Here is a 15,327-nt window from a genome sequence, read left to right on the forward strand (position 1 = left end):
GTGAAGGAATCACCCGGCAGGGTCGCGCCCGGAGCCGTCCGCCCGGGGAGGGGCGCGGCCCGGGGAGGACGCCATGGCCGACACGCTTCGCACGATTCCGGACTTCATGGATCGGAATGCCGACCGGTTCGGCGTGTCCGCCGCCTACCGCGAGAAGGAATTCGGCATTTGGCAGGAATGGACCTGGACCGATGCCCGGACCGAGATCGAGGAGATGGCGCTGGGCCTGATCGCGCGCGGCATCGAGATCGGCGAGCATGTCGCCGTGATCGGCCGCAACCGCCCCCAACTCTACATGGCGATGGTCGCCGCCCAATGCGCGGGTGCGATTCCGGTGCCGCTCTACCAGGATGCCGTCGGCGAGGAGATCGCCTACGTGCTCGGGCATTGCTCTGCCAAGTTCGTGATCGCCGCCGACCAAGAGCAGGTGGACAAGGTCCTCGAGGTCCGCGACCGGATCGAGGGCCTGCGCCACATGGTCTATCTCGACGGGCGCGGCCTTCGGAAATACGACCATGCCGAGATGTCCTCGATGGCCGACCTGCGCGACAAGGGCCGCGCCGCGGATCGCGCCGAGATGGAGCGGCGCCGCGACCAGCAGACCGGCGAGACGACCTGCGTGATGCTTTACACGTCGGGAACGACGGGGAAGCCCAAGGGCGTCGTGCTGTCGCATGACAACATCGTGGCCACGTCGAAGGCGTCGTCCGAGTTCGACGGGCTGCGGCAGACGGACGAAGTGCTCGCCTACCTGCCGATGGCCTGGGTCGGGGATTTCATCTTCTCGATCGGGCAGGCGATGGTGACGGGCTTCTGCGTCAATTGCCCCGAGAGCGCGGACACCGTGATGCACGACCTGCGCGAGATCGGACCGACCTACTACTTCGCGCCGCCCCGCGTGTTCGAGACGCAGCTGACCAACGTGATGATCCGGATGGAGGACGCGAGCCCGCTGAAGAAGCGCATGTTCGACCGCGCGATGGCCCACGCCAAGACGGTCGGCCCGAAGCTTCTGGACGGCGAGCCCGTCGGGTTCATGGATCGGATGAAATACAAGTTGAGCGAGCTGGCGGTGTTCGGGCCGCTGAAGAACACGCTGGGTCTGAGCCGGGTGCGCGTGGGATACACCGCGGGCGAGGCGATCGGGCCTGAACTCTTCGATTTCTACCGGTCCATCGGGATCAACCTCAAACAGCTCTACGGCCAGACCGAAGCCTCGGTCTTCATCACCCAGCAGAAGGACCACGAGGTCCGGTCCGACACGGTCGGTACGCCGACGCCGGGCGTCGAGCTGCGCATCGCCGAGAGCGGCGAGGTCTTCTACCGCTCGCCCGGCTCGTTCCGCGAGTACTTCAAGAACCCCGAAAGCACCGCCTCGACGAAGGATCCCGAGGGGTGGGTCGCCACGGGCGATGCCGGTTTCATCGAGGAGGGGACCGGCCACCTGCGGATCATCGACCGCGCCAAGGATGTGGGAAAGATGGCCGACGGCGCGCTGTTCGCGCCGAAGTTCGTCGAGAACAAGCTGAAGTTCTTCCCCGAGGTCTACGAAGCGGTCGTCTTCGGCAACGGGAAGTCCCGTTGCGTCGCCTTCCTCAACATCGACCTGACGGCGGTGGGCAACTGGGCCGAGCGCAACAACATCGCCTATGCCAGCTACCAGGAGCTGGCCCAGCATCCCCGCGTGATCGAGATCATGCGCGGCCACGTGAACACGGTGAATGCCAGTGTCGCCGAGGACGAGATGCTCGCCGGTTGCCAGGTCGCGCGGTTCCTCGTCCTCCACAAGCAGCTCGACGCCGACGACGACGAGCTGACCCGCACCCAGAAGGTCCGCCGCCGCATCATCGAGGAGAAATACGCCGACCTGATCGAAGGTCTCTACGGCGACGCCGACGAGGTCTACACCGAAACGGAAGTCACCTACGAGGACGGCCGCAAGGGCAAGATAAAGGCGACGGTCAAGCTGATCGACGCCGAGGTCGTGGACGTCACGGCGAAGCCGGTCGCCGTCCAGGTGGAGGCGGCGGAATGAGCCTTCGGTCCCGGCACATGAGGCGCCTCACCACCCCCACGCGCAGCGGAGGTCGCCATGCTTGACGCGAACGCCCCCCACATCACCCCCGACGGCCGCACCATCGGCGATGTGGTCCTCGACCTGCGGAACATCACGCTGCGTTTCGGCGGGGTGGAGGCGATCAAGGACATCTCCTTCGACATCCGCGAGGGCGAGATCCGGGCGATCATCGGGCCGAACGGCGCGGGCAAATCCTCGATGCTGAACGTCATCTCGGGCTTCTACGTCCCGCAGGAGGGTGAAGTCTGGTTCCGGGGCGCGCCGCGGCCGCAGATGAAGCCCTACCAGGTGGCGCAGCAGGGGATCGCTCGGACGTTCCAGAACATCGCGCTCTTCGAGGGCATGTCGGTGCTCGACAACGTGATGACCGGCCGGCTGGGCTACATGTCGCAGAACCTGCTGAGCCAGGCGATCTGGTGGGGCAAGGCCGCCAAGGAAGAGACCGAGAACCGCGCCGTCGTCGAGCGGGTGATCGACTTCCTCGAGATCCAGGCGATCCGGAAGACGCCCGTCGGCCGCCTGCCCTATGGCCTGAAGAAGCGGGTCGAGCTGGCCCGCGCGCTGGCCGCCGAGCCGAAGCTTCTGCTGCTCGACGAGCCGATGGCCGGCATGAATGTCGAGGAGAAGGAGGACATGAGCCGCTTCATCCTCGACGTGAACGACGAGTTCGGGACGACGATCGCCCTGATCGAGCACGACATGGGCGTGGTCATGGACCTCAGCGACCGCGTGGTCGTGATGGATTACGGCCGCAAGATCGGGGACGGCACGCCCGACGAGGTGCGCTCGAACCAGGACGTGATCGATGCCTATCTAGGGGTCGCGCATGATTGAGGGCGCGCCCCTCCTGCGCGGCGCGGGTGCCGCGGGCGTGCTGGCCATCGGGGCTACGGCCGCGATCGCCGAGGATGCGGGCGATGCCCTCTGGGCTTTTTTCGAGGCGCGCTGCCTCGTGCCCTACGAGCATATCCTCTCGCCGGACACGCGCGATCTCATCCGGGGCGGGGCGGATCTCTTTCGCGACGACACGCACACGCTGATCGTGACTCTGGACACCTGCACCGCCGTCGGACGCGCCGATGACGATTTGGGCACCCGGCTCGCGGGGCGGGAGCGCTACGAGGAGGTCGCGCCGGGCGTCTGGCAGTCCGACCGCTGGCGCGAGCCCCGGATCGAGGTCCTTCGCGACGCGACCGGCTATACCGTGCGGGAGACCGACCTTGAAAGCTGAGACACCGAACGGACGGAGGCCTTGATGCCCGACCAACTTCTCTTCGGCATGGAGGTCGCGCTGAACGGCCTGATGGCGGGCGTGATGTACGCGCTCGTGGCGCTGGGCTTCGTTCTGATCTTCAAGGCCAGCGGCATCTTCAACTACGCGCAGGGCGTCATGGCGCTGTTCGCGGCGATGACGCTGGTGGGCATCCAGAACGGTCAGGTGCCCTTCGCGCATCTGATCAACGCGACCTTCGGGACGAACATCCACCATTTCGGCTGGCAGGTGCCGGCGCTTCTGGCGATCCTGCTGACGGTGGTCGTGATGGCGGGCTTCGCGTGGCTTGTGAACCGCTACATTTTCCGCCACCTCGTCAATCAGGAGCCGATCATCCTCTTCATGGCGACGATCGGGCTGGCCTATTTCCTCGAAGGGGTGGCCGACCTGATGTGGGGCGCCGAGATCAAGACGCTGGATGTCGGCCTGCCGCAGGGCATCAACGACTGGATCGACACGACGACCTTCGAGATCTTCGGCTACGGCTTCTTCATCGACAATCTCGACATCGTGGCGACGATCATCGCCGCCCTTCTCGTCGCGGGGCTGGTCGCGTTCAGCCAGTATACCAAGCAGGGCCGCGCGCTCAGGGCCGTGGCCGACGACCACCAGGCGGCATTGTCGGTAGGCATCTCGCTCAACTTCATCTGGGTGCTGGTCTGGTCGATCGCGGGCTTCGTGGCGCTGGTCGCGGGCATCATGTGGGGCGCCAAGTCGGGCGTGCAATTCTCGCTGAGCCTCATCGCGCTCAAGGCGCTGCCGGTCCTGATGCTGGGCGGATTCACCTCGATCCCGGGCGCGATCATCGGCGGGCTGATCATCGGCGTGGGCGAAAAGCTCTTCGAGTTCCTGATCGGCGCGCCCTATCTCGGCGGCGCGACCGAGAACTGGTTCGCTTACGTGCTGGCGCTGATCTTCCTGGTGTTCCGCCCGCAGGGCCTTTTCGGCGAGAAGATCATTGAACGGGTCTGACCCCATGCGCCTCACGTGCCATTGCGGCGCGGCCGAGCTGCGGGTGACGCTGGCCGCCGGCCTCTCGGACGCGCGGCGCTGCGATTGCTCGTTCTGTCGGCGGCGGCAGGCGGCGAACGCGACCGTAAAGGACGGCGACCTCGAGGTCGTGAAAGGCGAGACGCTGACGCTCTACCGGTTCGGCACGATGCAGGCGGAGCATTACTTCTGCGCGGTCTGCGGCTGCTACACCCATCACCGCCGGTCCTCGGCCACGTCCGAGTTCGGCGTCAACGTGGGCGGGCTGGAGGGCGTGAACCCGCGCGACCTCGAGCCGATGCCATGGCTCGACGGCGTGAATTACTGGCCGGAGGCCGCGCGATGACCGGCCGCTACCACGAACTCAGGACCTGCACCGCGCAGAGCACCAGAAGGCCGACGACGACGATCGCGGTCAGGGCGAGAAAGCCGATCTCCGTGAACGCCAGCGCCACGACGCTTCCGATCAGGAGCGCGACCGCGACGATCACGGCAATCAGCCAGCCCGCGACATCGCCGAGGATCCACGCGAGCGGACCGCGCCGGGGCCGGTTGCCCGGTTCGGGAAGGGGGTTCAGCACGCGCTCCTTCGCGAGGGCGAATTCCGCCTCGGTCAATTCGCCCGCGTCTCGCAGCGACAGAAGCTTCGTCAGTTCGGTGGCGGGTTGGGACATCGGTCAGGCCTCGCATCTCGTCGGGACGGGTCTGACAGAACATCTTGGCGGTAAAATGGCCGCAGGGGGAGTGACACATGCTCTATCGTGAGGCGGGCGACTTCAAGACGTCCTATGCCAAGGACAACCAGACCTTCCCGATCAAGTTCGATCGCTGGGGGTACTGGGCGATCCTGCTCGTGGCGGCCGTCATCCTGCCGTTCCTCGTGACCGACTACTGGGCCAACGCCTTCCTCGTGCCGTTCCTGATCTATGCGATCGCGGCCCTCGGGCTGAACATTCTGACGGGCTATTGCGGACAGGTGTCGCTGGGCACCGGCGGGTTCATGGCGGTCGGAGCCTATGCCTCCTACAAGCTGATGACGGCCTTTCCGTGGATGGACATGATCACGGTCACGCTGCTTTCGGGGCTGATCACGGCGGCGGTGGGGGCCGCGTTCGGCCTGCCCTCGCTCAGGATCAAGGGCTTCTACCTGGCGGTGGCGACGCTGGCGGCGCAGTTCTTCCTCGTCTGGATGTTCAACCGTGTCGGCTGGTTCTACAACTACTCGGCTTCGGGACAGATCAACGCCCCCGAGCGCACGCTCTTCGGGGTCGAGGTCACCGGGCCGAACACCGAAGCCTGGGCGCAGTACCTGTTCTGCCTGCTCTTCGTCGTGGTTCTGGCCTGGGTCGCGCGCAACCTGACGCGCGGCACCATCGGGCGACAGTGGATGGCCATCCGGGATATGGATATCGCGGCCGAGATCATCGGCGTGAACCCGCTCCGCGCCAAGCTCACGGCCTTCGCGGTGTCGTCCTTCTTCGTCGGCATCTCGGGCAGCCTGTTCTTCACGGTCTATCTGGGCGCGGTCGAGGTGGGCGAGGTCTACGGCATCCAGAAGTCGTTCCTCGTGCTCTTCATGATCATCATCGGCGGCCTCGGTTCGATCTTCGGCAGTTTCGCGGGCGCCGCGTTCCTCGTGCTGCTTCCGGTGATGCTGAAGCTGGTGGGCGTCGACCTCCTGGGTTGGCCCACGGACATCGTGGCGCATCTCAACCTCGTGGTGGTGGGCGCGCTGATCATCTTCTTTCTGGTGGTCGAGCCGCACGGGCTGGCGCAGCTCTGGCGCCTGACGAAGGAAAAACTGAGATTGTGGCCCTTCCCGCATTGATGCGGGCGGCCACGGGAGGCGGCGGGACCAAACCCGCCCTACGACAATCGGATACCCCAGGGAGGACATACCGATGAAACTTGGAACCCTTACGATCGCGGCCATCTGCGCCGCAGCCCCGGCGATGGCGGACCTCGTGTTCCCGTCGCTGAGCTACCGGACTGGCCCCTATGCGGCGGGCGGCATTCCCTTCGCGGACGGCTATGCCGACTACTTCACGCTCCTGAACGAGCGCGATGGCGGCATCGGCGGCATCCCCGCCCGCGTCCTCGAATGCGAGACGGGCTACAACACCGAGAAGGGCGTCGAGTGCTACGAAAGCACCAAGGGCGAAGGCGCGCTGGTCTATCAGCCGCTGTCGACGGGCATCACCTACCAGCTGATCCCCAAGACCGCCGCCGACGGCATCCCGCTCCACACGATGGGCTACGGCCGGACCTCGGCCGCCAATGGCGAAGTCTTCAACAACGTCTTCAACTATCCTGCGAACTACTGGGACGGCGCGTCGATCGCGGTGAACCACCTGCTGGACGTCAATGACGGCTCGCTCGAGGGCAAGAAGATCGCGCTGGTCTACCACAACTCCGCCTACGGCAAGGAGCCGATCCGCACGCTGGAGGAGCTGGCCGCCAAGCATGGCTTCGAGCTGAGTCTGCTGCCGGTCGATCACCCGGGCCAGGAGCAGAAGTCGCAATGGCTCCAGATCCGTCGCGAGCAGCCCGACTACGTCGTGATGTGGGGCTGGGGCGTGATGAACCAGGTCGCCATCCAGGAAGCCGCCAACATCCGCTTCCCGATGGAGAACTTCATCGGCAACTGGTGGGCCGGGTCCGAGAACGACGTGCTGCCCGTGGGCGAGGCCGCCAACGGCTACAAGTCGCTGGCGATGCACAATGTGGGCGCCGATTTCCCGATCTTCGCCGACCTGCAGGAGCACGTGATCGACGCCGGGATGGCGGCGGGCAACGGCGACCAGGTGGGCACGGTGCTCTACAACCGGGGTCTCTACGCCGCGATGCTGGCCGCCGAAGCCGCCAAGAAAGCGCAGGAAATCCACGGCGAGATGGACATCACGCCCGCGATGATGCGCGACGGCATGGAGGCGCTGGTCGTCGACGAGGCGCTGATGGAAAGCCTCGGGATGCCGAATTTCGGCCCCGCCTTCAGCGTGTCCTGCGAGAACCATGGCGGCTCCGGCCAGGCCAAGGTCCAGCAGTGGGATGCCGCCGCCGGCGAGTGGGAGATCATCACGGACTGGATCGACAGCGACCGCGACGTGATCGACCCGCTGATCGAGGAAGATTCGGCCGCCTATGCCGCCGAGGCCGGCATCACGCCGGGCTGCGCCGAGAGCTGATCGACACCGCCCCCGGCCGCGCCACGCGCGGCCGGGGGCTCCTCGCCTTCCCTCTGCCGCCCCGTGCCGGGCGCCAGCGGCGAGACGAGCCACCCGACACGACGGAGATCCCCATGCTGGACACGACCCCGGACGCCCAGGCCGCGCAGGGCACCGCCGACGCCCTGCTCGAGGTCAACAATATCGAGGTGATCTACAACCATGTGATCCTCGTCCTGAAAGGCGTCAGCCTGACGGTGCCGAAAGGCGGTATCACCGCGCTTCTGGGCGGCAACGGCGCGGGCAAGTCGACGACGCTCAAGTCGATCTCGAACCTGCTCCGCTCCGAGCGTGGCGACGTGACCAAGGGCTCGATCGTCTACAAGGGCGACCGCATCCAGGACCTGACCCCCGCCGACCTGGTGGAGCGCGGCGTGGTGCAGGTAATGGAGGGGCGGCACTGCTTCGAGCACCTCACCGTCGAGGAGAACCTGCTGACCGGATCCTACACCCGCAAGGACGGCAACTCGGCCATCAAGCGCGACCTGGAGATGGTCTATGACTACTTCCCGCGCCTGCGCGAGCGGCGCGGCAGCCAGGCCGGTTACACCTCCGGCGGCGAGCAGCAGATGTGCGCCATCGGACGCGCCATGATGGCCCGCCCCGAGATGATCCTTCTCGACGAGCCGTCGATGGGCCTCGCCCCGCAACTCGTCGAAGAGATCTTCGGCATCGTGAAATCGCTCAACGAGGATGAAGGCGTGTCCTTCCTCCTGGCCGAGCAGAACACCAACGTGGCGCTGCGCTTCGCGCATTACGGCTACATCCTCGAGTCGGGCCGCATCGTGATGGACGGCCCGGCCGCCGAGCTGCGCGAAAACCCGGACGTGAAGGAATTCTACCTCGGGATGTCGGACGAAGGCCGGAAATCCTTCCGCGACGTGCGCAGCTACCGCCGCCGCAAGCGGTGGCTGTCTTGAGCCGCGTCAGCACCTGCCTCTGGTTCGCGGACAACAACGGCCACGAGGCCGCGGCCTTCTGGTGCGACCTGCTGCCCGATAGCCGGATCACGCAGACCATGCCCGGAGAGGGCGACGCGCCGCTCGCCGTGGCGTTCGAGTTGATGGGCACCCCGTACCAGGCGCTGAACGGCGGTCCCCGGAACCGCCTTGGGGAAGAGACGTCGATCGTCGTGGCGACCGACGATCAGGCCGAGACCGACCGTCTCTGGGCGGCGCTGTCCGACGGGGGCGAGGTGCTCGAATGCGGCTGGCTGATCGACCGGTTCGGGGTGCGATGGCAGATCGCGCCCGAGGGCCTGTGGGACATGACCTGCGACCCGGACCGCGCGGCGGCGGGGCGGGCCTTCGCCGCTATGATGACCATGACGAAGATCGACATCGGCGCCGTGCGCGCCGCCTTTGAGGATCGGTGATGCGGGCCTTTGTCGGCCTCCCCGTGCCCGAGGCGTGGATCGGGCCGCTATGCCGCGCGCAATCGCGCATCCCCGGCGGGCGGAAGGTCGATGCGGAGGACCTGCACCTGACGCTGGCCTTTCTGGATGACCAGCCCGAGGACCGTCTTGAGGCGTTGCACGAGGCGCTGGAGGCGCGGCCCGCCTCGGCCGTGACGCTCGAGCCTCTGGCCTACGCAGTCTTCGGCGCGGGACGGGCCCGCCTGATGGCGCTGGATATCGCGGCGACGCCTGACCTGACCGCGCTCCGGGACGCGGTGCGGACGGCCTGCCGCCGCGCGGGCATCGACCTGCCGCGCGAACGCTTCCGCCCGCATGTGACGCTCATCCGGTTCCCCGCCTCCGCGCCGGGCGACCCGGCCCGACTGCCGGGCGCGGTCGCGGCGCTGGGCGTGCCGGTGGTGGCACCCGAAATGGCCGGGTTGGCCCCGCTCTGGTCCTCGATCCTGACGCCCGAGGGGCCGATCTACGAGCCGCTCGCGACCTATCCGCTGGTGGCGGCATGACCGATCGCAAGCCCTGCCGGACACCGACGGGCACCAGTGCCACGAACGTGCCCACCTGGAAATTCGACGCCTGCCGCAGCGCCATCCTCGACGTCCTCGCCGACGGCGCGGTCCCGGCCTCCGAGGTGGCGGCCCGTGTCGGAGACCAGCTGACGGACGAGCAGCTGGACGCGCTCGGCAAGCTCGGATGGCACGTCACCACCGTGCGACTGGAGATGGAGGTCCGCGGTGAAATCGCGCGCCTGCCCGGCCGCCCGCTGCGATTGACGCGCGCATGACGCGAAACCCATCCCGCCCCGGCCCGTTGACCCTCCGACACAAACGGAGATCCCCATGCTGAAGCCCCTCGCCCTGCGCGCCGCCCGTCTCGTGGAATCCGGTCTCGAGCGGATCGGCGACCGCTCCGACGACGACCCCGTCCTCGACCCCTATCTCGGCTATGCGACCCCCGAGGGACTGGTGCTGCGCGGTCGCGTCCTGACCCATCTGCGCCGCGCCGAGCCCGATGCCGAACAATCGAAATGGATGAACCTGCGCCAGATGGCGAACCTCTTCATCACCGACGAGGTGCAAGGCGTCACGGTCGAGGGCGGCGGGGCCACCGGCCTGTCGGATGCCGAAGGGTATGTCCGCCTGACCGTCGCGGGCGATTTCGACCCAGGCTGGGCCACCGTGCACTGCGCCATTCCCGGTCAGGAGCCTGTCGCCTTCCACGCGCGCGTCCCGGCACCCGATGCCGAGTACATGCTGATCTCGGATATCGACGACACGATGATCGAGACCGGCGCCCATTCGCTGGCGCGCAACCTCTGGACGACCTTCACCGGCTCGGCGCTGACGCGGCAGGCCCATGACGACGCCATCGCCCTGGTCGAGTCGATGACCGACGGCACGCGGCATCCGATCTTCTACGTCTCCTCTTCGCCCTGGAACCTGCACGACTTCCTCGAGGACCTGTTCCGCCACGAAGGCGTGCCGCGCGGCCCGATGTTCCTGCGCGACCTGGGCATCACCGAGGAAGGCGTCGGCGCCAGCCACGGCACCCACAAGGGGCGCGCCATCGACGCCATCCTCGCGGCCAATCCCGATCTCGACGGCTACCTGATGGGCGACAGCGGCCAGAAGGACGCCATCGTCTACCGCGACGCCGTCCGGCGTCACCCCGGCCGCATCCGGGGCGTGGCTTTGCGCGAACCCGCCCCGGGCGTGGGCGACGACGACGCCAATGCCATCGCCGAGATCGAGGCGGAGGGCGTGCCCTGCTTTCACGGCCCGGACTTTACGGGCGCCCGACGACATTGGGGACTGGAATGAGCCATTACGACGACCTCGAGACGCGAAGCGCCGATGCCCGCGCGGCCGACCAGCTGACGCAGCTGCGCGCGCAACTGGCGCAGGTGACGCCCCGCGAAGGCAATCACCTCGACCCGTCCGAGATCACGTCGTTGGACGATCTGCCCAAGCTGCGGGTCATGCGGAAATCCCATCTGTCGCAATGGCAGTCGGAACAGCCCCCCTTCGGCGGCATCCGGGTGTCGAACGTGGCCCAGATATTCCAGTCGCCCGGCCCGATCTACGAACCCGGCGGTGTGTCCCACGATTGGTGGCGGATGGGTCGGTTCCTGCACGCCTGCGGGATCGGGACCACCGATGTCGTGCAGAACTGCTTCGGCTACCACCTGACCCCGGCCGGCCACATGTTCGAGAGCGGGGCACGGGCCGTGGGCGCGATCGTCATCCCGGCCGGCACGGGCCAGACCGACCTGCAGGTGCGGGCGGCGGCGGATCTGGGCGCGACGTCCTATGCCGGGACGCCGGATTATCTGAAGGTGATCCTCGACCGCGCCGACGCGACGGGCGAGAGTCTCGGGATCGTGCGCGCAGCGGTCGGCGGCGGCGCGCTGTTCCCCAGCCTGCGCGCGGAATACACCGAGCGCGGCATCGCCTGCCTGCAATGCTATGCCACCGCCGATCTCGGCAACATCGCCTACGAGAGCGACGCGATGGAGGGCATGATCGTCGATGAGGGCGTCATCGTCGAAATCGTGCGCCCCGGCACCGGCGACCCCGTTCCCGCGGGTGAGGTCGGCGAGGTCGTCGTCACCTCGCTCAACCCCGATTACCCGCTGATCCGCTTCGCCACGGGCGACCTCTCGGCGATGATGGAGGGTACGTCCCCCTGCGGCCGGACGAACGCGCGCATGAAGGGCTGGATGGGCCGCGCCGACCAGACCGCCAAGATCAAGGGCATGTTCGTGCGCCCCGAACAGGTGGCCGAGTTCGTCGCCCGCCATCCGGAGGTGCAGGCGGCGCGTGTTGTCGTGACCCGCGAAGGCGAGATGGACGCGATGGAGGTGCAGGTGCAGGCGACGGGCGGCGACGAGGCCGCCTGGGCCGAGAGCGTCGCCCAGACCCTGAAGCTCAAGGGCCGCGTCCTGCGCATGGACGCGCTGCCCAACGATGGCCTCGTGATCGAGGACAAGCGCGACTACGGTTGAGGCGCCGTGCGCGACAAGCGCCTTTCCTTCGGTTGCGCCAGCAAACATGATGGGCGCTTCCGCTGACCGATCCGAACGAGAGCGCTGCTTGTGTCCAGTCCCAAGAATCTTCTTGTCGTCGGTTGGATGGAGCGGGTCAGCCTGCCCGCGCTCGACCTAACGGATATCAAGGCGAAGATCGACACGGGCGCACGAACCTCCGCGCTCCATGCCGACATGATGGAAGAGTTCGAGCGGGACGGCGTCCCATGGCTCCGATTCCGCATCCGACACAATGGCGCCCGCAGCCAGCGCATCCACGAACATCCCGTCCTCGACCGCCGCGCCGTCAAGAACACGTCCGGCATTCCCGAAGACCGACACGTCATCCGCACGCCGCTGCTCATCGCGGGTCACCGCTGGCTGATCGACCTGTCGCTGACCGATCGCAGCCGGATGCGCAGCCCCATGATCGTCGGGCGCACGGCGCTCAGTGCCCATAACGTCGCGGTTCATACCCGGCGCACGAGATTACGGACGTGCCCTTCTCCAGTCGCGGACGCCCGCGGAAAGGACGACCCATGAAAATCGCTATGATGGCACGCAACGCCAACCTCTATTCGCATCAGCGCCTCAAGGAGGCCGCCGAGGAACGCGGCCACGAGATGCACGTCGTCAACACGTTGCGCTGCTACATGAACATCGCGTCGCGGCGGCCCGAAATCTACTACAACGGCGAGAAGCTCGAAGGCTTCGACGCCGTCATCCCGCGGATCGGTGCGAGCGTGACGTTCTACGGCCTGGCCGTGCTGCGGCAGTTCGAGATGATGGGTGTGTTCCCGGTCAACGAAAGCGTGGCCATCGGGCGGAGCCGCGACAAGCTCCGCTCCATGCAGCTTCTGGCCCGCGACGGCATCGGCCTGCCGGTGACGACCTTCGCCCACGACCCGAAGCAGACCGAGGAAGTGCTGGAACTGGCGGGTGGCGCACCCCTCGTCATCAAGCTGCTGGAAGGAACGCAGGGCTTGGGCGTCGTGCTGGCCGACACGGACCGCTCGGCCAAGTCGGTGATCGAGGCGTTCCGCGCCACCAACACCAACATCCTCGTGCAGGAGTTCATCAAGGAGGCCGGTGGTTCGGACATCCGCGCCATCGTCGTCGGCGGCCGGGTGATCGCGGCGATGAAACGGCAGGGGGGCGAGGGCGAGTTCCGGTCGAACCTGCATCGCGGCGGCTCGGCGGAGGTGATCAAGCTCTCGCCCGAGGAACGCTCGACCGCCGTGCGCGCAGCCAAGGCGATGGGCCTCGCGGTTTGCGGTGTCGACATGCTGCGGGCCAATCACGGGCCGGTGGTGATGGAAGTGAATTCCTCGCCCGGCCTCGAAGGCGTCGAGAAGGCGACCGGTCTCGATATCGCGGGCAAGATCATCGAATTCATCGAGAAGAACGCCAAGCCGGGCGCCACCAAGACGCGAGGCAAAGGCTGATGCCGGCTGCCCCGACGCGGCGTCCCACCTTCGAATTGGGCGGGACGGCGATCGCGCCGGGGACGCGGGCCACGATCGACCTGCCCGTCAGCCACCTGTCCGACCACACACCCGTCTCCATGTCCGTGCATGTCATCCACGGGCGTCGCGACGGACCGACGATTTTCGTCAGCGCGGGCATCCATGGCGACGAGGTCATCGGGGTCGAGATCGTGCGCCGCCTCCTGCGCGCCCCGGCGTTGAAATCGGTGAAGGGCACGCTGATCGTCGTGCCCATCGTCAACGCGTTCGGGTTCATGAACCATTCGCGCTACCTGCCCGATCGGCGCGATCTCAACCGCTCCTTTCCCGGCAGCGCGGGCGGATCGCTGGCCGCACGGCTGGCGCATCTCTTCCTTTCGCAGGTGGTCGCGCGCTGCGACCTCGGGATCGACCTTCATTCGGCAGCGATCCACCGCACCAACCTGCCCCAGATCCGCATCGCGCCCGACAATCCGGCGATGCTCGATCTCGCGCATGTGTTCGGCGCGCCTGTGATCCTGCAGTCGCCGCTTCGCGACGGAAGCCTGCGCGGCGCGGCCAAGGCCATCGGGCGCGACGTGCTGCTCTACGAGGCGGGCGAGGGTCTGCGTTTCGACGAATATTCCGTGCGTGCGGGCATGGCTGGCATCCTGCGGGTGCTGCGCTATCGCGGCATGGTCGGCGGGCGCGGCATCGCCGCCGCCCAGACGCGCCCGCAGATCTGCACCTCGTCCAAATGGCTTCGCGCACCGACGGGCGGCCTCCTGCGGGCCTTTCGCGGTGATGGCGACGTGGTCGAGACGGGCGCCGTCCTCGCCGCCGTTTCGGACCCCTTCGGCGAGCACGAGACCGAGATCACCGCGCCCTTCGACGGCATCATCGTCGGCCGTGCCGTCATGCCCGTCGTCAACGAGGGCGACGCCGTCTTCCACCTCGCCCGCGTCGCCTCCGTCGCCCGCGCTGAGACCGTGATGGACGATCTGACCACCCAGATGGCGGACGACCCGCTATTCGACGAGGACGAGATCATTTGATCCCGACGCCCGTCTAGATCGTGAGGAGCAGCGCGCAGTGGTCCGAAACCTCGGGCGAGCGAACCACCTCGAACGCCAGGACGGCGTTCGGATCGTCGACGCACATGTAATCGGCGAAGCGTCCCGGCTTGGAGTAAAGCGATGTCCGGGTCCCGTCGAAGCCACCCGCCGTCACCAGCTCTGTGAGCCCCGCACGCGTCAGCCGCGCGAGGGTCTCGCTCTCGGGCTCAACGTTGAAGTCGCCGCAGATGACGACGCGATCCCCGGCCTCCGCCGCCCGGTCGGACAGCGCGACGAGGCGGTCGGCCTGGATCGCACGCGCGGCCGTATCCGCCTTGCCGACGGACGGATCGCGCAGGCCGTGCATCTGTGTGACGCACACACCCTGTCCCGCGTCGTGGTCCCAGACCCGCACGGCATGTGCACTGCGCGAGCGGGGGTGATCGCCGTAGCCGTCGGGTTCGTAGCCCTTGTGCACGAAGCCCTGAGCCTGGGCGACGATGGGCAGGCGGCGATGCACGAAGGTAGCGAGGCCCCAGCGCGAGGGAACGGCGGCCTCCCCGTGCCACAGCACGCCCTGTGCCGCCGGACAGAAGATCGCAACATGGTCGGGCAAGGCCCGCGCCACGTCCGAGAGGATATCGGCCCGTTGCGGCAGGACATGCGCCCCGTCGCGATATGTCAGCCACGGCGCCGGGGCGTCGGGCGTGTGGACGACCTCCTGCAGGCAGAGGATGTGGGGCGCGGTCTCGGCGAGATACGGGACCAGCGCGTCATGGCACGCGCCGCCCCAGGCATTCAGCGACATGATCTGCATCGAACGC

Annotated in this window: 18 protein-coding genes; 16 read left to right on the forward strand and 2 right to left on the reverse strand. The window is 67.3% G+C overall.

Annotated features, from left to right (window positions below):
• Positions 1-73: 73 nt before the first annotated feature.
• The 5 genes from ACK8OR_RS16635 to ACK8OR_RS16655 are packed head-to-tail and all read left to right on the forward strand — an operon-like array spanning position 74 to position 4,686.
• Positions 74-2,035: an AMP-binding protein gene (locus ACK8OR_RS16635; RefSeq protein WP_410190504.1), complete on the forward strand. Its 1,962-nt coding sequence runs from the start codon at positions 74-76 to the stop codon at positions 2,033-2,035.
• Positions 2,036-2,092: 57 nt separating this feature from the next.
• Complete coding sequence (locus tag ACK8OR_RS16640) at positions 2,093-2,911, forward strand: ABC transporter ATP-binding protein (protein ID WP_410190505.1); 819 nt, start codon at positions 2,093-2,095, stop codon at positions 2,909-2,911.
• Positions 2,904-3,308, forward strand: a complete 405-nt coding sequence (locus ACK8OR_RS16645; protein ID WP_410190506.1) for a hypothetical protein — start codon at positions 2,904-2,906, stop codon at positions 3,306-3,308. The genes ACK8OR_RS16640 and ACK8OR_RS16645 overlap by 8 nt, the downstream gene beginning before the upstream one ends.
• A 24-nt stretch (positions 3,309-3,332) precedes the next feature.
• A complete protein-coding gene (locus tag ACK8OR_RS16650; protein WP_410190507.1) occupies positions 3,333-4,322 on the forward strand; it encodes a branched-chain amino acid ABC transporter permease in 990 nt (329 codons plus the stop codon).
• Positions 4,323-4,326: 4 nt separating this feature from the next.
• Positions 4,327-4,686, forward strand: coding sequence for a GFA family protein (locus ACK8OR_RS16655; RefSeq protein WP_410190508.1), 360 nt, complete (start codon positions 4,327-4,329; stop codon positions 4,684-4,686).
• A gap of 7 nt (positions 4,687-4,693) precedes the next feature.
• Here ACK8OR_RS16655 and ACK8OR_RS16660 read toward each other — a convergent pair whose 3' ends face one another.
• On the reverse strand, positions 4,694-5,014 hold the full coding sequence (locus tag ACK8OR_RS16660; RefSeq protein WP_410190509.1) for an SHOCT domain-containing protein: 321 nt from the start codon (positions 5,012-5,014) through the stop codon (positions 4,694-4,696).
• A 77-nt stretch (positions 5,015-5,091) separates the two neighbouring features.
• Between ACK8OR_RS16660 and ACK8OR_RS16665 the strand changes: the two genes are divergently transcribed.
• The 11 genes from ACK8OR_RS16665 (at position 5,092) to ACK8OR_RS16715 (ending at position 14,503) form a co-directional block, all read left to right on the forward strand.
• Positions 5,092-6,168: a branched-chain amino acid ABC transporter permease gene (locus ACK8OR_RS16665; protein ID WP_410190510.1), complete on the forward strand. Its 1,077-nt coding sequence runs from the start codon at positions 5,092-5,094 to the stop codon at positions 6,166-6,168.
• 67 nt (positions 6,169-6,235) lie between these two features.
• Entirely contained in the window at positions 6,236-7,525 is a 1,290-nt protein-coding gene (locus ACK8OR_RS16670) for an ABC transporter substrate-binding protein (RefSeq protein ID WP_410190705.1), read from the forward strand.
• 113 nt (positions 7,526-7,638) lie between these two features.
• A complete protein-coding gene (locus ACK8OR_RS16675; RefSeq protein ID WP_410190511.1) occupies positions 7,639-8,484 on the forward strand; it encodes an ABC transporter ATP-binding protein in 846 nt (281 codons plus the stop codon).
• Positions 8,481-8,939, forward strand: coding sequence for a VOC family protein (locus tag ACK8OR_RS16680; protein ID WP_410190512.1), 459 nt, complete (start codon positions 8,481-8,483; stop codon positions 8,937-8,939). Before ACK8OR_RS16675 ends, ACK8OR_RS16680 begins: the two co-directional genes overlap by 4 nt.
• Positions 8,939-9,484: an RNA 2',3'-cyclic phosphodiesterase gene (thpR, locus tag ACK8OR_RS16685; protein ID WP_410190513.1), complete on the forward strand. Its 546-nt coding sequence runs from the start codon at positions 8,939-8,941 to the stop codon at positions 9,482-9,484. Before ACK8OR_RS16680 ends, thpR begins: the two co-directional genes overlap by 1 nt.
• Entirely contained in the window at positions 9,481-9,762 is a 282-nt protein-coding gene (locus ACK8OR_RS16690; RefSeq protein ID WP_410190514.1) for a DUF6958 family protein, read from the forward strand. The genes thpR and ACK8OR_RS16690 overlap by 4 nt, the downstream gene beginning before the upstream one ends.
• A 55-nt stretch (positions 9,763-9,817) precedes the next feature.
• Positions 9,818-10,798, forward strand: coding sequence for a phosphatase domain-containing protein (locus tag ACK8OR_RS16695; protein ID WP_410190515.1), 981 nt, complete (start codon positions 9,818-9,820; stop codon positions 10,796-10,798).
• On the forward strand, positions 10,795-11,982 hold the full coding sequence (locus tag ACK8OR_RS16700) for a phenylacetate--CoA ligase family protein (protein ID WP_410190516.1): 1,188 nt from the start codon (positions 10,795-10,797) through the stop codon (positions 11,980-11,982). The genes ACK8OR_RS16695 and ACK8OR_RS16700 overlap by 4 nt, the downstream gene beginning before the upstream one ends.
• Positions 11,983-12,072: 90 nt before the next feature.
• Entirely contained in the window at positions 12,073-12,546 is a 474-nt protein-coding gene (locus tag ACK8OR_RS16705) for an ATP-dependent zinc protease family protein (protein WP_410190517.1), read from the forward strand.
• Complete coding sequence (gene rimK, locus ACK8OR_RS16710) at positions 12,543-13,448, forward strand: 30S ribosomal protein S6--L-glutamate ligase (RefSeq protein WP_410190518.1); 906 nt, start codon at positions 12,543-12,545, stop codon at positions 13,446-13,448. The genes ACK8OR_RS16705 and rimK overlap by 4 nt, the downstream gene beginning before the upstream one ends.
• Positions 13,448-14,503 (forward strand): succinylglutamate desuccinylase/aspartoacylase family protein, encoded by a 1,056-nt coding sequence (locus ACK8OR_RS16715; protein ID WP_410190519.1) that lies wholly within the window; start codon positions 13,448-13,450, stop codon positions 14,501-14,503. Before rimK ends, ACK8OR_RS16715 begins: the two co-directional genes overlap by 1 nt.
• A 13-nt stretch (positions 14,504-14,516) precedes the next feature.
• Here the strand turns inward: ACK8OR_RS16715 and ACK8OR_RS16720 are convergent, their stop codons facing one another.
• The gene (locus ACK8OR_RS16720) at positions 14,517-15,320 is read right to left on the reverse strand and encodes an endonuclease/exonuclease/phosphatase family protein (protein ID WP_410190520.1); all 804 of its coding nucleotides are present in this window, start codon (positions 15,318-15,320) and stop codon (positions 14,517-14,519) included.
• Positions 15,321-15,327: the final 7 nt, after the last annotated feature.

The organism is Jannaschia halovivens (genome assembly GCF_046452375.1).
GTDB lineage: Bacteria > Pseudomonadota > Alphaproteobacteria > Rhodobacterales > Rhodobacteraceae > Jannaschia > Jannaschia halovivens.

Bases quoted from the DNA above. Each gene is read 5' to 3' on its own strand.
- ACK8OR_RS16635 (WP_410190504.1), top strand. From the start codon at position 74: ATGGCCGACACGCTTCGCACGATTCCGGACTTCATGGATCGGAATGCC.
- ACK8OR_RS16640 (WP_410190505.1), top strand. From the start codon at position 2,093: ATGCTTGACGCGAACGCCCCCCACATCACCCCCGACGGCCGCACCATC.
- ACK8OR_RS16645 (WP_410190506.1), top strand. From the start codon at position 2,904: ATGATTGAGGGCGCGCCCCTCCTGCGCGGCGCGGGTGCCGCGGGCGTG.
- ACK8OR_RS16650 (WP_410190507.1), top strand. From the start codon at position 3,333: ATGCCCGACCAACTTCTCTTCGGCATGGAGGTCGCGCTGAACGGCCTG.
- ACK8OR_RS16655 (WP_410190508.1), top strand. From the start codon at position 4,327: ATGCGCCTCACGTGCCATTGCGGCGCGGCCGAGCTGCGGGTGACGCTG.
- ACK8OR_RS16660 (WP_410190509.1), bottom strand. From the start codon at position 5,014: ATGTCCCAACCCGCCACCGAACTGACGAAGCTTCTGTCGCTGCGAGAC.
- ACK8OR_RS16665 (WP_410190510.1), top strand. From the start codon at position 5,092: ATGCTCTATCGTGAGGCGGGCGACTTCAAGACGTCCTATGCCAAGGAC.
- ACK8OR_RS16675 (WP_410190511.1), top strand. From the start codon at position 7,639: ATGCTGGACACGACCCCGGACGCCCAGGCCGCGCAGGGCACCGCCGAC.
- thpR (WP_410190513.1), top strand. From the start codon at position 8,939: ATGCGGGCCTTTGTCGGCCTCCCCGTGCCCGAGGCGTGGATCGGGCCG.
- ACK8OR_RS16690 (WP_410190514.1), top strand. From the start codon at position 9,481: ATGACCGATCGCAAGCCCTGCCGGACACCGACGGGCACCAGTGCCACG.
- ACK8OR_RS16695 (WP_410190515.1), top strand. From the start codon at position 9,818: ATGCTGAAGCCCCTCGCCCTGCGCGCCGCCCGTCTCGTGGAATCCGGT.
- ACK8OR_RS16700 (WP_410190516.1), top strand. From the start codon at position 10,795: ATGAGCCATTACGACGACCTCGAGACGCGAAGCGCCGATGCCCGCGCG.
- rimK (WP_410190518.1), top strand. From the start codon at position 12,543: ATGAAAATCGCTATGATGGCACGCAACGCCAACCTCTATTCGCATCAG.
- ACK8OR_RS16715 (WP_410190519.1), top strand. From the start codon at position 13,448: ATGCCGGCTGCCCCGACGCGGCGTCCCACCTTCGAATTGGGCGGGACG.
- ACK8OR_RS16720 (WP_410190520.1), bottom strand. From the start codon at position 15,320: ATGCAGATCATGTCGCTGAATGCCTGGGGCGGCGCGTGCCATGACGCG.